16 protein-coding genes are annotated in these 20,998 nt (G+C 64.8%); 3 read left to right on the top strand and 13 right to left on the bottom strand.

Annotation, left to right across the window (positions count from 1 at the left end; genetic code table 11):
- Positions 1-117 precede the first annotated feature (117 nt).
- From murG to dinB, 12 genes are all read right to left on the bottom strand, one after another.
- Positions 118-1,251 (bottom strand): undecaprenyldiphospho-muramoylpentapeptide beta-N-acetylglucosaminyltransferase, encoded by a 1,134-nt coding sequence (gene murG, locus GTW58_RS02745; protein WP_119932266.1) that lies wholly within the window; start codon positions 1,249-1,251, stop codon positions 118-120.
- On the bottom strand, positions 1,248-2,579 hold the full coding sequence (locus GTW58_RS02740) for an FtsW/RodA/SpoVE family cell cycle protein (protein WP_052209569.1): 1,332 nt from the start codon (positions 2,577-2,579) through the stop codon (positions 1,248-1,250). Before GTW58_RS02740 ends, murG begins: the two co-directional genes overlap by 4 nt.
- Positions 2,576-4,147 (bottom strand): UDP-N-acetylmuramoyl-L-alanine--D-glutamate ligase, encoded by a 1,572-nt coding sequence (gene murD / locus GTW58_RS02735; RefSeq protein ID WP_119932267.1) that lies wholly within the window; start codon positions 4,145-4,147, stop codon positions 2,576-2,578. The genes GTW58_RS02740 and murD overlap by 4 nt, the downstream gene beginning before the upstream one ends.
- Positions 4,114-5,295 (bottom strand): phospho-N-acetylmuramoyl-pentapeptide-transferase, encoded by a 1,182-nt coding sequence (gene mraY / locus GTW58_RS02730; protein ID WP_119932268.1) that lies wholly within the window; start codon positions 5,293-5,295, stop codon positions 4,114-4,116. The genes murD and mraY overlap by 34 nt, the downstream gene beginning before the upstream one ends.
- Positions 5,292-6,890 (bottom strand): UDP-N-acetylmuramoyl-tripeptide--D-alanyl-D-alanine ligase, encoded by a 1,599-nt coding sequence (locus tag GTW58_RS02725; RefSeq protein ID WP_119932269.1) that lies wholly within the window; start codon positions 6,888-6,890, stop codon positions 5,292-5,294. The genes mraY and GTW58_RS02725 overlap by 4 nt, the downstream gene beginning before the upstream one ends.
- The gene (locus GTW58_RS02720; RefSeq protein ID WP_119932303.1) at positions 6,887-8,578 is read right to left on the bottom strand and encodes a UDP-N-acetylmuramoyl-L-alanyl-D-glutamate--2,6-diaminopimelate ligase; all 1,692 of its coding nucleotides are present in this window, start codon (positions 8,576-8,578) and stop codon (positions 6,887-6,889) included. Before GTW58_RS02720 ends, GTW58_RS02725 begins: the two co-directional genes overlap by 4 nt.
- Before the next feature lie 289 nt (positions 8,579-8,867).
- Positions 8,868-10,700, bottom strand: coding sequence for a peptidoglycan D,D-transpeptidase FtsI family protein (locus tag GTW58_RS02715; protein WP_232817941.1), 1,833 nt, complete (start codon positions 10,698-10,700; stop codon positions 8,868-8,870).
- A complete protein-coding gene (gene ftsL, locus GTW58_RS02710) occupies positions 10,697-11,542 on the bottom strand; it encodes a cell division protein FtsL (RefSeq protein WP_119932270.1) in 846 nt (281 codons plus the stop codon). Before ftsL ends, GTW58_RS02715 begins: the two co-directional genes overlap by 4 nt.
- A complete protein-coding gene (gene rsmH, locus GTW58_RS02705; RefSeq protein WP_119932271.1) occupies positions 11,539-12,516 on the bottom strand; it encodes a 16S rRNA (cytosine(1402)-N(4))-methyltransferase RsmH in 978 nt (325 codons plus the stop codon). The genes ftsL and rsmH overlap by 4 nt, the downstream gene beginning before the upstream one ends.
- Positions 12,517-12,812: 296 nt before the next feature.
- Complete coding sequence (mraZ, locus tag GTW58_RS02700; RefSeq protein WP_119932272.1) at positions 12,813-13,244, bottom strand: division/cell wall cluster transcriptional repressor MraZ; 432 nt, start codon at positions 13,242-13,244, stop codon at positions 12,813-12,815.
- 646 nt (positions 13,245-13,890) lie between these two features.
- A complete protein-coding gene (locus GTW58_RS02695) occupies positions 13,891-14,289 on the bottom strand; it encodes a DUF3040 domain-containing protein (RefSeq protein WP_047690364.1) in 399 nt (132 codons plus the stop codon).
- A gap of 80 nt (positions 14,290-14,369) precedes the next feature.
- Complete coding sequence (gene dinB, locus GTW58_RS02690; protein WP_232817947.1) at positions 14,370-15,641, bottom strand: DNA polymerase IV; 1,272 nt, start codon at positions 15,639-15,641, stop codon at positions 14,370-14,372.
- A 276-nt stretch (positions 15,642-15,917) separates the two neighbouring features.
- Between dinB and GTW58_RS02685 the strand changes: the two genes are divergently transcribed.
- On the top strand, positions 15,918-17,051 hold the full coding sequence (locus GTW58_RS02685; RefSeq protein WP_232817942.1) for a polyprenyl synthetase family protein: 1,134 nt from the start codon (positions 15,918-15,920) through the stop codon (positions 17,049-17,051).
- A gap of 85 nt (positions 17,052-17,136) precedes the next feature.
- Here the strand turns inward: GTW58_RS02685 and GTW58_RS02680 are convergent, their stop codons facing one another.
- The gene (locus GTW58_RS02680; protein WP_231559417.1) at positions 17,137-17,535 is read right to left on the bottom strand and encodes an Rv2175c family DNA-binding protein; all 399 of its coding nucleotides are present in this window, start codon (positions 17,533-17,535) and stop codon (positions 17,137-17,139) included.
- A gap of 201 nt (positions 17,536-17,736) precedes the next feature.
- On the opposite strand from GTW58_RS02680, the gene GTW58_RS02675 reads away from it, so the two are divergent.
- Both GTW58_RS02675 and GTW58_RS02670 read left to right on the top strand, forming a co-directional pair.
- Positions 17,737-18,885: a lytic transglycosylase domain-containing protein gene (locus GTW58_RS02675; protein WP_119932274.1), complete on the top strand. Its 1,149-nt coding sequence runs from the start codon at positions 17,737-17,739 to the stop codon at positions 18,883-18,885.
- A 65-nt stretch (positions 18,886-18,950) separates the two neighbouring features.
- The gene (locus GTW58_RS02670; RefSeq protein ID WP_157980424.1) at positions 18,951-20,945 is read left to right on the top strand and encodes a protein kinase domain-containing protein; all 1,995 of its coding nucleotides are present in this window, start codon (positions 18,951-18,953) and stop codon (positions 20,943-20,945) included.
- Positions 20,946-20,998: the final 53 nt, after the last annotated feature.

Below are 20,998 nucleotides of genomic sequence, written 5' to 3'. Positions count from 1 at the left end.
CGATCAGATGTGTTCTGCCCAAATCCTGTGGATTGGTGTTCACACCCACCACGGTGCGGGCACAAACCTCACCGTTGTCATGTGCCGCCACGGCATCATTGGATGGTGTCTGAGCGCTCACGCCCGTGCCTCCTGCAAGATCAGCCCGGCCATGGTTTGCGCGGCGTCACGCACGCCCGCACCCTGGGCGGCTTGGGACATCACGCTCAGCTGCTGACTGTTGGTGATGAGGGGAAGAATGGTGGTTCGGACGTAATCCGGTGTGAACTGGGCGTCCTCCACCAAGTGTGCCGCACCGGATGCCACCAGCGCACGGGCATTCAAGGCCTGTTCACCGTTGCCGATGGGCAGGGGCACAAAAATGGCGGGCAGACCCACCGCGGCCACTTCCGAGACCGTGGCGGCACCGGAGCGAGCCACCAACAGATCCGCTGCGGCATAGACGTCCTCCATGCCGTTGACGTACTCCACCTGGCGGTAGCCATCAGCTTGGAGGAGTTCACCGGTTGAGGTCTTGACCTGCTTGCCCCGGCCGGTGATGTGCAGCAGTTGCACCCCAAGGACGCCAACATCACCGGCAACCTGCTCAATGGTCTTGTTCATGGACAGGGCACCGGAGGACCCACCGGTCACGATCAGCGTGGGTTTCTGCGGGTCCAGGCCCAGGTTCTCCCGCGCCGAACGCTGCTGAGCCGCTCGGTCAAGACCGGCGATTTCAGGCCGCATGGGCATGCCCACGGTGCGCGCTCCGGCCAACGGGGTGTCCGGGAAGGCGGTGGCCACCACCGCAGCCGAGCGGGCACCCACTCGATTGGCAATGCCGGGCCGAGCGTTGGCCTCGTGGATTACCACGGGGACACCTCGGCGCTTGGCTGCCAGATACATGGGGGTGCACACATAGCCACCGACCCCCACCACCACGTCAGCCTTGTGGCGGTCGATGATCTCTCCGGCCTGCTTGATGGCATTGCGCAACTTCAGCGGCAGTTTGAGCAGATCCACTGACGGTTTGCGCGGCAGCGGCACCCGGTCAATGGTCTCCAGCGGAAGGCCGGCCTCCGGGACCAATCGGGTTTCCATACCTGAGGCGGTACCCACGGCGGTCACCTGTGCCTGGGGCTGAACCTCTGTGATGGCCCGTGCGATGGCCAACAGGGGGGAGATGTGACCGGCGGTTCCACCACCGGCGATCACCACAGAGATCGGCCGCTGGGCTGCGGTCTCCGTGTCAGCGGGATCCTGGGCGTTCATGACGTCCTCTCAGAACGGTGGCCGATGGGGTGCACGTTGTGTGGCAGCGCCTGTGCATTCTGCTGGCGGCCTTGACGGCTGAACGAGGAGAACAAGCCAGGCTGGCCCGGCATGCGGGTGAAGGACATGACCACTCCCACTGCGGCCAGACACATGAACAGGGAGGATCCACCGTAGCTGATGAACGGCAGGGGAACGCCGATCACAGGCAGGGCACCGGTCACCATTCCGATGTTCACGAAGGCCTGCCCGATCAACCACGCCAGGACGGCCCCGGTGGTGACACGCTCGAACGTGGAGGTGCTACGCAGCAGCACCCGGGCCATGGCCACAGCCATCACGGCGAACAACGCCAGGATGAACACGGTTCCGATCAGGCCCAGCTCTTCCCCGATGATGGAGAAGATGTAGTCGTTGTGGGCTTCCGGGACGTAGCTGTACTTGGACCGCGACTGACCCAGGCCAACCCCCCACCATCCACCGGTGGCCAGAGCGCCCAGGCCTTGCTGTGCCTGCCAACAGGACCCGGCGGCGTCGCAATTCCCCGTGATCCACCCGGTCACGCGATCCAAACGGTGCGGTGCTGTGATCACGGTCAGGGCACTGACCACCACCACCAGGATTGCCCCGGCGGTGAAGATCTTCAGAGGGGCTCCCGCCAAGAACAGCGCGGCCGCGTAGATGAAGGCGAAGATGATGGCGGTTCCGGCGTCCCCGCCCAGGCCCACGCCGATCAACGGGATCAGGAGGATGCCAACCGACGGCCAGACATAGGCCTTGGCACCGTGCAAGGCACCTGCGTGTTTGCCGAAGTACCACCCCAGCATCAGGGCGGTACCCAGCTTGGCGGCCTCAGAAGGCTGAGCGGTGAAACCACCGATCTGGATCCAGTTCTGGTTGCCGTTGATCTCGGTTCCCCAGATCAACACGGAGGCCAATCCGATGGCGGTGACCACAAAGGCCGGAACGGCCAGCTGGCGGTACACGTGGGAGGGCACCAGGGAGAGGATCACCATGGCCACAACACCCACGCCGCCAAAGATCGCCTGACGGGAGAAATAGAAGAAGGCGGACACGTTGGCGGAGATCGACTCCACCGCTGATGAGGAGAGCACCATCATGATGCCCACGGCGGAGAGCAGAATCGCGCTGGCCGCCAGTGCCCAGTAGGAATGAACCAGGGGGCCGTCATGCACCCAGGTCCAGACCTTGCGCAGAAAACCCTTGCCCGCACTCTGCAGATCAGAACCCACAGGTGCCGGAGCACCAGAATCGGCACGGCGCATGGCGCTGACCGTGCTGGCACCGGTGCGTCCCCTGGGGCTCATGACAAGCGCTCCACCACATCGGCCACGGACTGGGTGAAGGCATCTCCTCGGTGGGCGTAGTCCTTGAACTGGTCCATGGAAGCAGCAGCCGGGGCCAGCAGGACAGTGTCTCCGTCCTGAGCCACAGCCAGTGCGGCGTTCACGGCCAGGCGCATCACGGCGTCACCGTCCTCAGGTGCCGCAGACCCTGCGGAGTCCGTCTGCAGGGCCCCGATCACCGGGACATCGGGAGCGTGGCGAGTCAGCGCATCCACCAGATTGGCGTTGTCCGTACCGATCAGCACCACGGCCCGGAGGCGGTGAGAGTGTTGTGCCACAAGATCGTGACTGTCCGTGCCCTTGGCCAGACCACCGGCAATCCACACCACCGGGTCAAAGGCAGACAGTGAAGCGTTGGCCGCGTGCGGGTTGGTGGCCTTGGAATCATTGATCCACACCACGCCGTGGGTCTTGGCCACCGGCTGAATGCGATGCGCCCCGGGCTCAAAGGACCGCAGACCGTGCCCAACGTCCTCGGCACTGACCCCTGCCGCACGCGCCAGGGCGGCTGCCGCCAGGGCATTGGCCACACCGTGGACCGTTGGCACAGGCTTCAGATCAGTGACCGATGCCAGTTCGAAAGCATGGTTGCGGCGGTCGTCCAGGAACGCACGATCCACCAGGAGGTCGTCCACCACACCCAACATGGAGGGCTCCGGGTGGCCTGCGGTGAAGCCGATGGCACGGCAGCCTTCCACCACATCGGCTTCCTCCACCATGTGCAGGGTGCGCTGATCCGCCACGTTGTAGACGGCTGCCACCTGGCAATTCTGGTAGACCCGCGCCTTGTCCGCCATGTATTCGTGGAAGCCGCCGTGCCAGTCCACGTGATCCTCCGCCACGTTCAGACACACGGCCGCCAACGGGGAGAGCGAATACTGCCAGTGCAGTTGGAAGCTGGAGAGTTCCACGGCCAGGACGTCGTACTCCACGGGATCCCGCAGTGCATCCAGGATGGGGGTGCCCACGTTGCCCACGGCAATGGCCTTGAGTCCGCCTGCCTGGAGCATGGTTTCGGTCATCTGCACCGTGGTGGTCTTGCCGTTGGTTCCGGTGATGCACACCCAGTCGGCGGGCTTGCGCCCGGCCCGTTGACGAATCCGCCACGCCAGTTCCACCTCGCCCCAGATCTGCACCCCGCGCTGACGGGCATCCGCCAACAGAGCCTGGTCCGGACGCAGTCCAGGAGATGTCACCACCAGCTCAGCGGGATCGCCGTTGACTTTCGGCACCTGGGTCATGGCTGCAGGCCCCAGAAGCACCTCCGTTGCCCCCACGATCTTCAGGGTTTCGGCCTTGGCCTGCGTTTCCTGGGTGTCCTTGCCGTCCACGACGACGACGTTCGCGCCGAGTTCGATCAGCGTGTCCGCGGCGGCGAAACCCGAGACACCGATCCCCACCACCAGCACGCGCAGACCTGCCCAGTTGGCATCCCAACTGGTCAGCTCTTCAAGCCTGGCGTTGCCGAGCACGGGGTTTGCGTTGGTGGATTCAATCACCGGAAAGTTCCTCCGTTGGAGATCAGCCATTCGCCGTAGAAGACGGCCAGTGCCACGGCCACGAACAGGCCGGCGATGATCCAGAAGCGAACCACCACGGTCACTTCCTGCCAGCCCTTGAGTTCAAAGTGGTGTTGCAACGGGGCCATCTTGAAGATTCGCTTGCCGCCGGAGATCTTGAACCACCCGACCTGCAGGATCACTGAGATGGTGATGAGCACGAACAGTCCGGCGATCAGCACCAACAGCAGCTCGGTGCGGCTCATCACGGCAAAGGCCGCCAGGGCACCACCCAGGCCCAAGGAACCGGTGTCCCCCATGAAGATCTTGGCCGGGGAGGTGTTCCACCACAGGAATCCGATCAGGGCACCGATCAGGGCGGCGGCCAGAACGGCAAGGTCGGATGGGTCGCGCACGGTGTAGCACAGGCCCGTGCCTGCGGTGGGGCTGGTGTCCCAGCACAGGTGATCTGTCTGCCACATGCTGATGAGCATGTAGCCGGAGAACACCAGGATGGCAGCACCCGTGGCCAACCCGTCCAGTCCGTCCGTGAGGTTCACGGCATTGGTGGTGGCCGTGGCGATCAGGTTGACCCAGACCACGAAGAGGACCAGCCCCAGCAGCACCAGGATGACGGTGCGCTCAGAGGTCAGTGCCTCAATCAGTCCCCCGTGGAACTGTCCGAAGCCCATGTCCAGTGCCGGGATGTCCCGGGTGAAAGAAACCATGGTGGAACCAGGCGTTTGGCCGTTGCGGTCCGGGAACAGCAAGGCCAGAACACCGAACAGTGAGCCGATCAGGCCCTGCAGGAGGATCTTGCCCTTGGGGGTCAGGCCCAGGTTCTGCTTCTTGGTGATCTTGGTGAAGTCATCGATGGCCCCCACAAAGCCCATGCCCAGCATCAGGAACAGTGCCAGGGCTCCGGAAATGGTGGGCCCGGTCCACTGACCCGTGATCAGTCCAACGCCCAGGTGGGAGATCAGGTAGGCAACGGTGGCAGCACCCAGGATGGCCACACCACCCATGGTGGGCGTACCACGCTTGGTCTGGTGGCTGGATGGCCCGTCCTCGCGGATGAACTGACCGTAGCCCTGCCGGGCCAGGAACTTGATGAAGGCAGGGGTGCCGAAGATGGAGAGAACCAGGCCCAGGAAGCCTGCAACAACAATCTGAATCACGCGCGCTCCCCTTGGATCCCGCTCGGCTCCGTGGTCTCGGCATTCACACAGTCACCGGCAGACAACCAGTGGTCACCTGCTGCCGGGGCATCGTTGGCAGCTGCAGGGGCACGTTGCCCGTCAACCGTTGCCGCAGCGACTTTGTCCCCCAGGACCTTCATGCCCGCAGCGTTGGAGGACTTGAACAACACGATGTCCCCCGGTGCCAGCTCACGGGCCAACAGCTCTTCTGCGGTGTCTGCATCCTCGACCCATGTGGCCTCGTTGCCCCAGGAGCCTTCCAGATGCGCTGCGTTGTACATGGGGCGTGCGGTCTCCCCCACTACCACCAGTTTGGAGATGTTCATCCGCACCACCTGGCGGCCGATGGAATCGTGCTCCTGGACGGAGAGATCACCGAGTTCCAGCATGCCGCCCAACACGGCCCAGGTGCGCCGCGCAGGGCGCTGCCCGCTGGGACGTCCCAGGGCAGCCAGGGTCTGCAGAGCAGCTCGCATGGACTGCGGGTTGGCGTTGTAGGCATCGTTGATCACGGTCACGCCGTCGGCACGTTCGGTTCGCTCCATGCGCCACCGGCTTCCGGCCGCCTGGTTCTGCAGCACGGATGCGATCTGGGCTGCAGGCACCCCGGAGACGTACGCTGCAGTGGCTGCGGCCAGGATGTTGCTGACGTGGTGGGCACCGATCAGCCCGGAGACCACACGATGTTCCGACCCGTCAGGGAAGTGCAATGTCAAGGTGGGGTGGCCGTCGTCGTCAGTGGTGACCTCCGTGGCCCAGACCCGCTGTGCCTGGGGAGGCAGGGTGCTGGTGTCCGTGTCTGAGCTGAAGAACACCACGGGCGCCTGAGTCCGCGAGTGCATGGTGCGAACCCGGGGATCATCCTGGTTGATCACGGCAACGCCGTCAGTTCCCAGTGCCTCCACCAGCTCGCCCTTGGCGATCGCAATGTTTTCCACTCCGCCGAATTCCCCGGCATGGGCGGTGCCCACGCACAGCACCACCCCGACGTCCGGGTGGACCATGTTGCACAGGTACTCGATGTTGCCGATGTGGGTGGCGCCCATCTCCACCACCAGGTAGCGGGTCTGCGGGGTGGCTGTGAACACCGTCAGTGGTACGCCTACCTCCCCGTTGTAGGAGCCTTGGGGCGCCACGGTGGGTCCCACCGACTCGAAGATGGCGCGCAACAGGTCCTTGGTGGTGGTTTTGCCCACGGAACCGGTGATCCCCACCACCTTCACGCCGTCAGCTCCGGTGCCGTGCAGTTCACGCAGGTGGGCCACCACCCAGGCAGCCAGCGCGCCCATGGCCTCCACCACGTCATCCACCTGCACGGACGGGTAGACCGCCCCGGTTTCATCCGGGACCGGGCGTTGCACCAGTGCCAGGTCGGCCCCGGCCGCAAAGGCGGTGCCCACGAACTTGTGACCGTCCGTGACCTCACCGGGTTTGGCCACGAACAGCGTACCGGCGGTTGCCTCCCGGGAGTCCGTGGTCACGTGCTGGATCACAAGGGCTGGTGCCGAGTCCTGCAGACCCAACACGGTGCCGCCCGTGATCTGAGCGATCTGGTGTGCATCCAGTGCGATCACTTGGTTTCACCCCAGCCTTCCTGAGTGCTGTGGCGCATCTCATCCAAAGCCGCGCGGAGCTCCGCACGGTCATCCAGCGGGTGGTCCACCCCCGCAATCTCCTGAACTGTTTCGTGACCGCGTCCAGCCACGATCACTGAATCATTGCGTCCGGCCATGCGCACCGCAGAGTGAATGGCCACTGACCGAGGGGCGATCTGGTGGATCTCCGTGGCACGGGCGCCGCCGGCCTCGATCAGCGCCTGAGCACCGGCCATCACTTCCTCACGGATGGTGGAGGGATCTTCCCCGTGGGGGTCGTCGTCGCTGACGATCACCACATCCGCCTCCCGTGCGGCGATTTCCCCCATTAGGGGACGCTTGGTCTTGTCCCGCTCACCGGTTGCGCCGAAGACCAGGATCACTCGTCCATCGCCTTCCGGCGGATCCACAGCAGCCAGTGCCCGGGCCAGAGCATCGGGGTTGTGTGCAAAATCGACGACGGCCGTGGGTTGCGTACCGATCAACTGCATGCGTCCAGGCACATCCGTGGTCAGGGGATCGTGCTGATCCAGAGCCCGCTGCAGGTCCTCCAACGCCACGCCGGAACTGAGCACCATCAGTGTTGCCAAGGCGGCGTTGGCCACGTTGAAGACACCGGGCAAACCGGTGCTCACCCGCAGGCTGCGGCCGTCGCGGTGGACGAGCTCAAAAGCGTGGCCGATGCCGCGCCGGGTCAAGGAATGCAGCGTCCAATCCGCTCCGCGGCGCTCCGGCCCGGACTCACGGTCACCCACCACACCACCGCGCATGGCGAAAACATCCACGTTGTCAGCACCCAGTTGCGCGCGTGCGTGGCGGGCCATGGCGATGCCCCAGGCGTCGTCGTCGTCGGCCACCACCACAACAGCGCGTTCCGTGCGCTCAGGGGTGAACAGCTGCGCCTTGACGTCAAAGTAGGCCTGCATGGTCCCGTGCAGGTCCAGGTGGTCCTGGGTGAGGTTGGTGAATCCCGCCACCCCGTAGCGGATGCCGTCCACGCGGTGGAACTCAATGGCGTGGGAGGAGACCTCCATGGAAGCCGCAGTCATCCCCGACTCGCGCATCACGGAGAGCAACGAGTGCACCGTGGGGGCCTCAGGGGTGGTCAGTTTGGAGGGGATGCGCTGGTCACCGGCCAGGATCTCGATGGTGCCGATCAGGCCCGTGGTCTCCCCCAGGGCCCGTAGGATCGAGTTCACAAAGTAGGTGGTGGTGGTCTTCCCGTTGGTCCCGGTCACGGCGAACAGGGACAAGCCGCTGCCATCGGCCGGCTGGGAGGCGTACACGCGGGCGGCCACGGAGCCCACCGCAGCGCGGGCATCTGCTGCCACCACAACGGGCACCGTCACGGGTGTTTCCGATGCCCGGAGCAGGTCGGCACCTGTCGAATCGGTCAGCACGGCGGCTGCACCGGCATCCAAGGCGGCAGCGGCAAAGGAAGCGCCGTGGAAGCGGGCACCAGGCAGTGCGGCGTAGAGATCATCCGGACGGATGGCCCGGGAATCGAGGCTCACGCCCGTGACCTCAACACCACCGGGATCCGTGGAGTCCGCCAGCTGAAGCAGTTGCCCGCCAATCGCCGAGGCCAATGACCCCACGCTGACCGCGGACACCCCACCAGGGCGCAGCAATGCTGCATCCGTGGTGATCGCCTGCGCGTTCTCCATGTTCTCCACGTTGTCCTTCCTGTGCTGCGTCGGTCTGCACCGACCATCCCCGTGCACCTGAACCGACAACACGGGACGGACCCGGTCGCATCTTCCCCCGACCACGCGCGTGCGTGCGGCCTGAACGGTGGGGAGGACCCGTTCCGGATTCCTGCCGAGTCTAGCGACCCGGCGCTGTTTGCCCGCGCACAACAGTGCGTGGCCTGTCTTTCCATCTTGCGGCACACCACCCGGTGTGCACGGCTCATACTGGGGCGTTGCACCCAGTGAGAGCGTGGTCCACGGGTATTCAGTCACGGTTTTCATCATTGCGGTCCGCATCCTTGCCAAAAAACTTGTCCAAGGCCACAGGCTCGGTGGTGGACGGGCTCACACCGTAGTGCTTGAGCACATCCCCCATGATCCGGCTGAAAACACCCGATGCACCAATGGTCCGCACATCACCCTTGGGGCGCTGCAGTGTCACCGCCACCACGTACTGAGGATCCTCCATGGGCGCCATGCCCACGAACGACGTGGTGTAACCGTCGTAGCCACCCTGATCGCCTGGAGCCTCCGCCGTGCCGGATTTCCCACCCACGCGGTAGCCCTCCACGGCAGCATCCGGGGCACCACCCACGGTGACCACGGTTTCCATGATCTCCAGCACCTGTGCGGCGGTTTCGCTGCTGATCACCCGACGCGGCTCCGGGGTGGGTGCCTGGGTGGTGTTGCCGGTCGCATCCGTGGTGGAGAGCACCACACGGGGTTCCACCAGGACGCCGTCATTGGCCACCGTCTGGTAGATGGTGGCGGTGCGTAACGGGGACTGGGAGAGCCCCTGGCCGAACAGCACGGTGTACTGCTGGCGGGTGTCCCAGGCGGTCCAATCGGCCAGCAGACCCATGGTCTCACCGGGGATCTCGATCCCGGTCAGATCCCCGATCCCAAAGTTCTTCAGCCATGTGTGGCGTTGTTCGGGGCTGAGTCGGCTGCCCACCTCAACGGTGCCGGTGTTCATGGAATCCGCCACGATTCCCGCGAAGGTGCGGTCCTCGGCGCCGTGATTGAAGGAGTCCGTGAAAGTTTGACCGTCAATGGTCAGCTCGGCCGGAACCGGAACCTCACTGAGAGGTTCAGCCTTTCCTTCTTCAATGGCTGCCGAAGCCGTCAGGGTCTTCTCCGTGGAGCCTGGCTCCACTGCGGCCGCCACGGCGCGTGGCGAGTAGTCGCCCTCATTCTCTGTCCGGCCCGGTTCATTGGGGTCCACCATGGTGGAATCCGCAAGCGCCAGCACCTGGCCGTCGGAGACCCGCAGCACGACGGCGGTGCCCCACTCCGCATCGAGCTCCTTGACGCGGGCGGCCACGGCTTCCTGGGCGTAGTACTGGACATCACGGTCGATGGTCAGTTGCACACTGCCGCCATCCACCGCACTGACCTCGTCCTGCGGTGCAACCGGGATCCGCACCCCGTCAGCACTGATCTCAAAGGTGCGGCTGCCGTCCTCACCGCTGAGAACGTCGTTCTGGGAGAGTTCAATGCCTGCCAGAGCATCTCCGTCACCGCCCATGAAACCCACCACGGACCCACCCAGCTGACCGTTGGGGTAGCTGCGTTGGGACACGGGCTCAGCCGTGACGTAGCCCAACTGAAGTTCCCGCACCGCATTCCACTGCTCCGGTGTGGCCGATCGGAAGAGGTACTGGAAGTTGGCATCACCATCCAAGGCGTCACGGACGTCGTCGTCGGAGATGTGGAGGATGTCCGCCAAATTCTGGATGGTCTCCAACACGGACACGGTCCGGGTGGTTCCATCCGGGTTGCGCATGATGATGTCCTGCACCAAGGTCTGGTCCACGGCGATGTCATAGCGCTGGATGCTGCGGGCCATCACCGCCCCGGTCCGGTCCACGATCTCACCGCGCAGGGCAGGTAGACGTTCCTGGCGCAGACGAGCATTCTCTGCGGAGGCCGCACGCCCGCTCAGGTCAAAACCCTGGACCCACACCAGGCGCAAAGCCAACAGCACCAGGGCGAACAGGCCGATGGCCAAACCGATGAACTCACGCCGACTTGCGGGGCGCTGCATGCCCAGTTGGGGGTCGTCAGTGGCATCCGGGTGTTCGGAGGACGAGCTCACTGGCCACCTCCGTTACCCTGCTGGGCTGTTGCGGAATCGGCCCCGCCCGCTGCGGGGTCAGGGCCGTCTTGCTCCACTGCCGCGTCAGCGCCGGCACCTGCTGCATCCGCATCGGCAGGTGTCCCGGTGGGGGCTGCGGTGGGCGAAGGTGAGGGGGTGGCATCGGCAGGCTGGCGCTGCTGGGGCGCGGGCAGGCTGCCCCCGTGCAGGTTCACACCCAGTTCAGCCTCGTTGGCGGCCTGTAGCTGGTCCTGAGCCTGAGACTCGCTCTCGGGCAGGGCGTCACGGCGCTCCCGTGCCAATGACGCCGCACGGTCTGCTGCCGCGGAGCCCCTCTGGACGGGTTGGGCCACCAGGATCTCCGCATCCTCCGCCGCAGGAGCGGGCTGGGGATTGCCGGAGACCTCCTGGGCGTCCAGATCGATCAGGCCTTCCGAGGTGGTGGAGACCATGCCCTCGTTGGTGGCGGCCATGGCCACGTTCTGTGGAGCCTGATAGAACTCCAGGTCTTGGGTCAGTGCCTCTGACTCCTGTGCCAGGGCACGCTCCTGCGCACGCATCTCCACCAGCCGGTACTGACCGTCACTGATCTTGATGTTCAGGAACAAGATCCCAGCCAAGGTGGCCATGACTGCAAGGACCGCCACCGCCAGGGGCAGGAGTGCGGACCAACGCCGTCGAACTGCGGGGGGAGCACCGGATCCTGCGGCTTGTGCGGTACCCGCTGACACACTGGAGCCGGACGGCTGTCGCCGCGTCGTCAGCGCCAAGCGCTGAGGCATCTTGATCCGTCCGCGCAGACGGCCCTTTCCTCCCCGGGGGTTCTCACCTGATCCGGTCATGCCACATTCCCACTTCTGATGCGTTCGGCCGCCCGCAACCGCGCGGACGCGGCGCGCGGATTGGCAGCAATTTCTTCCTCGGTGGGGGTGTGCGTGCCCCGTGTGAGGACCTTGAAGGTCGGCTTGTGCTCCTCCAATTCCACCGGCAGACCCTTGGGCGCTGTGGAGACGGAACGAGCAGCTAAGACCTGTTTAACGATTTTGTCTTCTAGGGAGTGGTAGCTCATGGCAACGACTCGCCCGTTCATGCTGAGAACATCCAGGGCACGCGGGACCGCGCGACGCAAGACCTCGAGTTCCTGGTTGACCTCGATGCGCAGCGCCTGAAACGTCTGCTTGGCCGGGTGGCCCTTCTTGCGCTGCACTGCAACGGGGACCGCACCACGCACGATCTCCACGAGTTCACCGGTGGTGGCCAATTCCTGTGACGTACGGGTCTTGACGATGGCTCGGGCAATCCGGCCTGCAAAGCGTTCCTCTCCCCAGTCGCGCAGGATTCGGCGCAAATCATCCTCCGAGTAGGTGTTCACGATCTCCTGGGCGGTGAACTCGGAGGTCGAATCCATGCGCATGTCCAAGGGCGCGTCATAGGAGTAGGCGAACCCACGCTCGCGTTCATCCAGCTGCATGGACGAGACGCCCAGGTCGAACAGAATGGCGTCGGCACGGTGGAAGCCGGCCTGTTCCAGGGCCTCCGGGATGTGATCGTAGGTGGCGTGTACGGGGTGGAATCGCTCACCGAATGGTGCCAGCCGGGCGCTGGCCAATTCCAAGGCGGTGGGGTCACGGTCCACACCCACCAGGTGCAGCGTGGGGAACCGTGTCAGCAGCGCTTCTGAGTGACCCCCCATGCCCAGGGTGGCGTCCACGGCCACCGAATGGTCCCGATCCAGGCCAGGTGCCATGAGGTCCAGGCATTGGTCCAACAGGACGGGGACGTGCCGCTGCGAGGTGGGGCGCGGTACATCCGACATGGCTGCTCCTCATCACGGCCACGATCAGGTGGCCATCAACGATTCAGGGGTGCACGCGCCGTCGCATGCGGTGTTTTCGGTGCATCAGCTTACTGGCGGGCGGGTCCGAACAGACGGACACCGCACCGTGAGCTACGTGACCAGAACCCCGCCCGCTGGCCGTCCCTCGAATCCGGCCTGGCTCAGGGGAAGTTGAGTCAGGACGGTGACGGCAGTGCGGGTGGAGATCTCGCCGCGGAGATCCCGGTGCGGTGTGCAACCGCTCATGGACAACTATTCGGTTTCAGCCGGTGTGCTCAGAAGAGCCCCGGGATGACCTCGTCCTCAGTGGCCGAGAACGCCGACTCCTGTTCCGCTAGGTAGGACTCCCATGCCTGGGCGTCCCAGATCTCAGCACGGGAGCCGGCGCCTACAACCGCCAACTCACGATCCAGACCTGCGTACTGACGAAGCGGAGTGGGAATGGTCACCCGGCCCTGCTTGTCCGGCACCTCATCCGAGGCACCTGAGAGAAAAACGCGGATGTAGTCACGGGCCTGTTTGGACGACAACGGCGCCGCCCGCATCTGCTCGTGAACCTTCTCGAACTCAGAAGCGCTGAACACGTAGATGCAGCGTTCCTGACCGCGAGTGAGGACCAGACCTTCGGCAAGTTCATCGCGAAACTTGGCCGGAAAGATCAGGCGCCCCTTCTCATCGAGCCGGGGTGAGTACGTCCCGAGGAACATGCTCACCACCTTGGTTCTTGAAGGGTTCCTCCTACTTCTCTTTCTACTCCCCCACTTTACTCCACTTTCCTCCCCGGTCAACCAACATCCGCGTCAACTTGGACAAACGTGACGCAGGATCGACGATCAGTGGTGCGTGAACCACTCTTCCCAGCAGGGCATCTGTGCATGTCAGAGCATCTGGGGCCACGAACGGGTGCCCAGTGGAGGGATGTGGGGAGGGGATGTGGAGCAACGTGGAGGGAGCACCTGGTGGCGATGCACAACCGGCGGCGCCTGAACGGTGCGCAGCGGCACCGCCCGATGGCTCGCGCTTCGATGCCGTGCCTCGATCAAGCCGCTGCCACTTAGGTACGCCATCAGTTGCTCATGGCGTACCAAAGTGGCACCCGCTTGGCGCGCGTGGCATCGGGTGGGGTGGCTCAGGTGGCGGGGTGGATCAGGGGCGCAAGTCATGCCCCGGTGCGCAGTGAGTAACTGGGCTGGGCACGCCAATGGCCGACCGGACGCGCCCGACCCGCCCCCACATTTCTGCCGCTAACCCCACATTTCTGCCGCTGACTCTCTGTTGTGGAGTCGCCTGGGCATGGCAAAGGCCCCGAACCACCAGGGTTCGGGGCCTCAAACCGAATGGGTCAGGGGCGGGTCACTGGCCGCTGGAGCGGCGCTCGTCCCACTTGTTCTCCAAATTGCGCATGAATCCCGACGACGACTTGGCCGCCTTGGGTGCCGGGCCCCGGCTGGGCTGGGGATCGGCGTCTGCTGCAGCCTTGGGCTTGCCGGCACCGCGGGTGCTGGCCCAGTAGACACCCAGGGACATGATCAAAAAGCCCAGGACGCCAACCACGATCTGGTTGAGCATGACACCACCGATGACCACGACCAGTCCCACAACGGCGATCACCGCACCCAGCACAATGGCACGGGTGGAGAACGTGGGGCGGACGGGCCGGGTTTCCATGGTGCTGGCGAACTGGGGGTCGTCAGCATTCAACTGCTGTTCCAATTGCGCCAACAGCTGTTGCTCTCGCTCAGACAGAGCCACGACGTCCCTCCTCAAAGGCGATGATCAGGATCGATGGGCAGGGGCCAAGGGCAACGTTGCACACCGTCTTTTGAACAAGCCTACCCTCCATGTCCACCCCTGGGTACGCCTGGTTCTGGTCTGTTCCGCGACCCAGGCTCCCAGTTGCCTTGTGGATCGCCTCCGCCCGCAGCACCGGGGCGCAGGTTCTGCTCACCTTCACGCCGGTGCCCCGTCCCGCGGTGGCCGAGCATGGAGGCCGGTCCGAGTCCGACATCGCCAAAGCGCCTGCGTGCACGATCCATGGCGGATTCCACGGCGGCCCAGTCCTCCTCCCTGCCGTCCAGGCTCAGTTGCATGGCGGTGTCACCTGATTCCAGATGTTCAGCACGCACCCCGATCAGGCGCACCGGTGCGGGCAACGGCGTCTCCTGTTTGAGCAGGTCCAGGGCATGGGTGTAGAGGTCGTGCCCCGAGGAAAACGGCTGTGCCACGGTGCGCGAGCGCGAGATGGTGGTGAAATCCGCCCAGCGCAGTTTGAGTCCCACACGTTTGGCCCGAAGCCCGTTGGAACGCAGACGAGCGGCTGTGCGGTGGGACAGGCTCAACAGTTCCCGCCTGATCCTTCCAACGTCCGTGACGTCTTCCTCGAACGTGCCCTCAGCCCCCAGACTCTTCTCCTCCCGCACCGGGGTGACCGCGCGAGGATCGTGGCCGTTGGCCAACGCGTGGAGATGGGCGCCGGCGGCCGGGCCCACAAGTCGTGCCAATGATGCCGGTGTCTGGGCGGCCAAGTCCCCCACATGCCGCAGCCCGGCGGCCTGCAAAGTCTGGGCGGTCTTGGCACCAACCCCCCACAGTGCGCCCACGGGCAACTCCGCCAAAAAGGCCACCGTATCCCGATGGTTCACCATCAGCAGACCATCAGGTTTGGCACGGGTGGAGGCGATCTTGGCAATGGTCTTGGTGGCACCGATCCCCACAGAGGCGGTCAATCCAGTGGCCTCCCGGATCCGCACCCGCAGCCGCCTTGCGATCTCCAACGGTGATCCCAGCCGACGGATGGCACCGGAGACATCCAGAAAGGCCTCATCCACACTGATCTGCTCCACACGGTCGGTGACCTCATGAAAGATCCCCATGATGGTCGCCGAATACTTGGGATACACCTTGTAGTGCGGCGTCAGCACCGTTCCCTGGGGGCACATGGCCCGGGCCCGTGCCAACGGCATCCCGGAACGAACACCAAAGGCTCGAGCCTCATAGGAAGCCGAGAGCACCACGGAGCGGTTGGACTGAGCGGCCACAATCACCGGGCGCCCCACCAGCTCGGGGTGTTCCAACAACTCCACGGCCACAAAGAACATGTCCATGTCCACATGGAGGATTGCTGTGCGCCTGAGCTCGGCGACGTCGTCGTGAGGCACAACCACTCCTTCCTGGTGAACCGGGCTCCAGTGCCGGGCAGCACTGACTATTGGGCGACGCCGGCTCCTGAGCTGCACGGACCACTTGCCTGCGCGGGCCTGGCCTACTGGGCGGCACTGGCCCGGCCAACTGAACTGCACTGGCCCGGCGCAGGCTCGTCTACGCTGATGGAGGTGCCGTGACGCGCCTGCCATGCCACACCGTTTGACCGGGAGCCTTACGTGCCAACACCCAGCATCCCATCCGCCTCAGACAGCACAGCTGCGTTGCAGGATCAGATCACCGCAGAGACCAGTACTTTCCTTGAGGGCGTTGAACACGAACTGACACTATGGTTCGGTCAGCAGACCCAGGTTGCCCTGGGGATCGACGACGCCGCCGGTGAGTTGGTTCAGGCTATTGCCGATCTGTCCACGGGCGGCAAACGGATGCGGGCCCAACTCCTGTACTGGGGATGGCGTTCGGCAGGTGGTCAGGCCGACTCCCCCATCCCGATTCAGGCGGCAGCGGGGCTGGAACTTTTCCAAACGGCGGCTTTGATTCACGACGACGTCATTGACCGCTCTGACACCCGACGCTCCATGCCCAGCGTGCACAAGCGCCTGGAGCACCTCCACATGAACCGCAGCTGGGATCAGGAACCCGCCCATTTTGGGGTGTCCTCCGCCATCCTGATTGGCGATCTGGCCCTGACCTGGTCTGAGCAATTGTTCGGACAAGCCCTGGCGGCAGCAGGCCATCCAGCAGAAGCCGCTCAGGGTTTCAATCTGATGCGTACGGAAGTGATGATCGGGCAGTATCTGGACATCCATGCGGAAGTGGCCGCAGGCGATGTCCCCTCCGAGCGAGCCCACCGGCGTGCGGTGGACATACTGCGGTACAAATCCGCCAAGTACTCAGCCGAACACCCCGTTGCATTGGGGGCGCTGCTGGCGGGGAGAACCGAAGCTCAGATCGCAGGGCATCGGAAGTTCGCCTTGGCCCTGGGCGAGGCTTTCCAGATCCGGGACGACATTCTGGGCATCTACGGAGATCCCCAGACCACGGGCAAGCCCGCAGGCGATGACCTCCGCGAAGGCAAACGCACCGTGGTCATCGCCAAGCACCTTGAGCACGCCACGGAAGATCAAGCAGCCGCCGTGACCCGGGTACTGGGCCGCTCCGAGAGCACCGCGGAGGACATCATGACCGCACGCCAGGCGATCCAGGCCAGTGGTGCCCTGGAACAGGTGGAGGAATCCGTGGACCTCCTCACCGCGGCGGCAAAAGCCGGGATCAACAGCCTGCAGGTGGAACCCGTGGTGGCCGCAGCCTTCCACCGCATCCTGCAATCGGCGGTGCGCCGCGAGCGCTGATCAGCGTTGCAAGCGACCGTTTCGCGGCCGACTTTCTCGCGGCGGACTGTTCCGCCGCTGACCATTTCACCGCTGAAGCGGTGGTTCACCACCCCATGGACTGGGCTCGACGCCGAATCTCCGTCTTGCGACCTGCATGGAGGAAGTCCACGGGACGTCCGGGAAGGGACTCGTCCGGGGTCAGCAACCAGATGGCAGCTTCCACGTCTGTGAAGCCGGCATCTCGCAGGACGGAGACGGTGCCCTGCAACGAATCCAAGGGCTTGCCGTCGGTGGTGAACTCCACGGGGATCCGCCGCACACCGTCAGCGGGGTCGCGGAAGGCGAGCACGGCGCCGTCGTCCACCAATCCATGCACGCGAGTGACGATCACGTCCATGGCCTCAGCAATGTCAGGGATGGTGGTCCACCCCTGAACCAGCTGTGCCAGCGGGGCGAACTGTTCGGGTGTGGGATCTTCTTCACGATGAGTGGACTTGTTCACGGCACCAGGGTGCCATGCGGTGCGTCCAGGGCACAGTCTGGCGCGCTGTGACCACAGTGGGAGTGACCGCGATGTGCGTTGGAACCGTGATGTGGTGAGACTCGCGCGCCCCCTTGCTGTGCGCCGGCGGATGAGCCGGGTAGCGTCTGGGGCGCGGCCGTTACTTCCCCACAGTCGTCACCCCAGTCCTTGAGGTCTCTCATGCACCACACTCCTGAGGACCAGGATTCGCAGCGCGCTGACAAGCACCCGAATTCTGGTACCCGCCCGCATTTTCGCCTGGCAACCCGGGCAGCAACCGCAGCAGCCGCATTGGCGGCGTTGGGTGTTACGGGCGCTGCAGCAGCACACGCCACCCCGGATGACCACCAGCCCACGCCCGCCCAGGACGAATCACGCCCCGAAGGACCCGTCCGCACCGTGATGCCCGGGGATTCGCTGTGGTCGGTTGCCACCGCCAATGGCATCTCCGTGGAGGAGCTGATGGAGTTCAACGATCTCCACGGTGACGCCGCGTTGAAGCCCGGCCAGCACTTACGCCTCAGCGCCCCGGCAGGGGCGGATGCCCCCCGAAAAGCGGTGGATGCCGCAGCGGTCGCCGAGCCTGCAGAACCAGCAGACAACACCCAGACGGAAGCGCCGGCCACCACGGAGCACACGGTGGTCCGCGGTGATTCCTTGTGGGAACTGGCCCGCACGCATGACGTCACGGTGGCTGACATCATCGAGGCCAATGACCTCGATGTGGCCCGTGCCCTGAATACCGGGCACGTACTGACGATTCCCGCCGCAGACGCCGGCCCTCAGGCCCCTGCGGCCTCCGAGCCGGGGCAACCCTCCGAGCAGTCTGGCCCCACACCGCAGGCTGTCACCAACAATTTCCCCGGACATGACTACGACGACGACACCGTGGCCGCCGCCAATGAGTCCCACGCCGCGCTGGCACAACGGCCCCAGGTCTCTGCCCAGGACCTGAAGTCCATGGTGCGCAGCACCGCTGAAGACATGGGTGTGGACCCAGCCCTGGCATTGGCGCATGCCGAGCAGGAATCCGGGTTCAACCACCAGGTGATCTCCCCTGCCAATGCCATCGGCACCATGCAGGTGATCCCCGCAGCAGGCGAATGGGCAGAACTGCTGGTGGGCCGGGAACTGGATCTGTTGGATCCACAGGACAACGTGACCGCCGGGGTGGCCATCATTCGCGCCAACACGCAGCGCGCGGATAATGACGACCAGGCCATTGCCGCCTATTACCAAGGCCTTCACGGCGTCCAGGAATACGGCATGTTCGATGACACCAAGCGTTACGTGTCCCAGGTGAAGGCCAAGCTCAACGCCTGGAGCTGACCACCGTGAAGGCCAGAAATTCTGCTTCCAAGCATTGGCTCAGAACCCTGGCCTAGTGTTGTCTTGTGCAAAGAGCTCAAGAAGATCACCTGACCGGCACCGTCCTGGAGTCGCGCTACACGGTGGGCCCACGTATGGCCCGCGGTGGCACCGGGGGTGTCTACCGGGCGGTGGATCAGCGCTTGGATCGCACGGTGGCCGTCAAGATCATGCACCCACACCTGACGGAGGACCCTGCCTTCGTGGGCAGATTTGCACGGGAGGCACGTGCTGCTGCCCAGCTGTCCCACCCTCACGTGGTGGCGGTCCTGGACCAAGGTGAAACCCCCGATGGCCTGGTTTACCTGGTCATGGAATACGTGGAGGGCGGCACCCTGCGGGACGTGCTCCACCGCAAGGGCTTCCTGACCCCCAGCCAGGCCTTCAGCATCTTGGCTCAGATGCTGGACGGGCTGGCCAGCGCGCACCGTGCAGGACTGGTTCACCGGGACATCAAACCGGAGAACGTCCTCATGCGCACGGACGGAACCGTCAAGGTGGCCGACTTTGGTCTGAGCCGTGGGGCCGATCAGCACACCACCACCGGGGCAGTGTTGGGCACCGTGGCCTACGCTGCACCGGAGTTGGTGTTGGAGAAGCCCGTGGGAACTCGGGCGGACGTCTACTCGGTGGGCATTTTGGTGTGGGAGATGTTGGCAGGGCGCCGCCCGTTCGAGGGCGGGCCACTGAGCCTGGCCCGGGCCCATGCGGAACAGGCCGTCCCCGCCTTGGAGGAGTCGGTGGACGGGATCGATCCGCTGATCTCCCAGATGCTGGCCCGGTGGACGGCCAAGGTAGAAGACCAACGGCCCGCAGATGCCAGTCACCTGGTCCAGGATTTGGCCGACCTGCGACGTCAGCTGAACGCGGATGCGCTGACGCATGTACCTGCGGGCTGGGAGCAGGGTCCCGGGCCGCTGGCACCGGTGGTGGCCGACCCCGGCGCCTCTGTGCTTCCGCCCACCGCACCAGCCACCGGTCCGGTGGAGGAACTGCGCTCCAGCGGTTCGCTGCCCACCGCACCGTCCACAACGCCACCAGCAGAAGCCCCCACCGAAGCCATCACCACAGCCACCGCACACGCATCCACCGGCACCGCGCCCAAGACCTTGGGAGTCTTTGACGACACCACCTCCCTGACAGGGCTGCACACCGCAACCTCCCCCACGGTGTCTGAAGAGGGGCTGGGCTTCGGTGGTGCCGGACGCGGGGGTGGGTCCACGGCTTCCAGTGTGTGGCACGACGACGGCGGCGCGGCAGGGTCTGGCTCGACCACTTCGTCTGGTCATGCCACACCGTCTGACCGTGCCAAACCGTCTGATCCCACCAAACCCACGGTCAAGCTCATCCGCTGGTCCGTGCTCAAGGTGGGCGTGGCCCTGGCTCTGACGGTGCTGCTGGTGTGTCTTGCTGCGTTCATGGGCTGGTTGCTGGGTTCAGGCAGCTTTCGCACGGAAGTGGTTCCGGCTGTCTACGGCACCAGCACCGAACAGGCGCAATCCCTGGTGGAGAACCAAGGATTCGGCAATGTGCGGGTGTACGAACAATCCAGCACGGAACTACCCGCAGGCTCAGTGCTGGGTACAGAACCCGCTGAGGGGACCCAGATGCGCGTGGGTGAACAACTCTCCATCCTGGTCTCCAGTGGCCCCGCACAGGTGAGCGTTCCCGCTCTGGAGGGGTTGGAGCAGCAGGAGGCCACCTCACGGCTGGAGAATGCAGGGCTGAGCACCGGTCAGATCACCACCGAGTTCTCCAGCTCGGCTGAAGGGACGGTCATAGCTGCCTCACCCACCCAGAGCACCCAGGTTGATGAAGGATCCAGCGTGGACCTGACCATTTCGGCAGGCTCCGAACCCACAGAGGTGCCCAACGTGGTGGGAGCGGACATCAATGACGCCACCAGTCAGCTGGAGGATCTGGGATTCACCGTCACCCGTGAGGACGTGGCCGGAGGCCGCCTGGGCCGGGTGATCACCCAGTCCCAGGACGGCACCACCATCACGCTTCGAGTGATCTGACCGCTTAGAGGTCCTGTGGCCAACCGTATGTGTCCGGCCGTCGGTCATGTGAC

The organism is Kocuria subflava, assembly GCF_012163155.1.
Taxonomy (GTDB): Bacteria; Actinomycetota; Actinomycetes; order Actinomycetales; family Micrococcaceae; genus Kocuria; species Kocuria subflava.
This window is presented reverse-complemented; position numbering and strand designations above follow the sequence as displayed.

Excerpts from the sequence above, each read along its gene's own strand:
- mraZ (WP_119932272.1), bottom strand. The coding sequence starts at position 13,244 with ATGTTCCTCGGGACGTACTCACCCCGGCTCGATGAGAAGGGGCGCCTG.
- GTW58_RS02740 (WP_052209569.1), bottom strand. The coding sequence starts at position 2,579 with ATGAGCCCCAGGGGACGCACCGGTGCCAGCACGGTCAGCGCCATGCGC.
- murG (WP_119932266.1), bottom strand. The coding sequence starts at position 1,251 with ATGAACGCCCAGGATCCCGCTGACACGGAGACCGCAGCCCAGCGGCCG.
- ftsL (WP_119932270.1), bottom strand. The coding sequence starts at position 11,542 with ATGACCGGATCAGGTGAGAACCCCCGGGGAGGAAAGGGCCGTCTGCGC.
- murD (WP_119932267.1), bottom strand. The coding sequence starts at position 4,147 with ATGGCTGATCTCCAACGGAGGAACTTTCCGGTGATTGAATCCACCAAC.
- dinB (WP_232817947.1), bottom strand. The coding sequence starts at position 15,641 with ATGGACATGTTCTTTGTGGCCGTGGAGTTGTTGGAACACCCCGAGCTG.
- rsmH (WP_119932271.1), bottom strand. The coding sequence starts at position 12,516 with ATGTCGGATGTACCGCGCCCCACCTCGCAGCGGCACGTCCCCGTCCTG.
- GTW58_RS02675 (WP_119932274.1), top strand. The coding sequence starts at position 17,737 with ATGCACCACACTCCTGAGGACCAGGATTCGCAGCGCGCTGACAAGCAC.
- GTW58_RS02720 (WP_119932303.1), bottom strand. The coding sequence starts at position 8,578 with ATGGAGAACGCGCAGGCGATCACCACGGATGCAGCATTGCTGCGCCCT.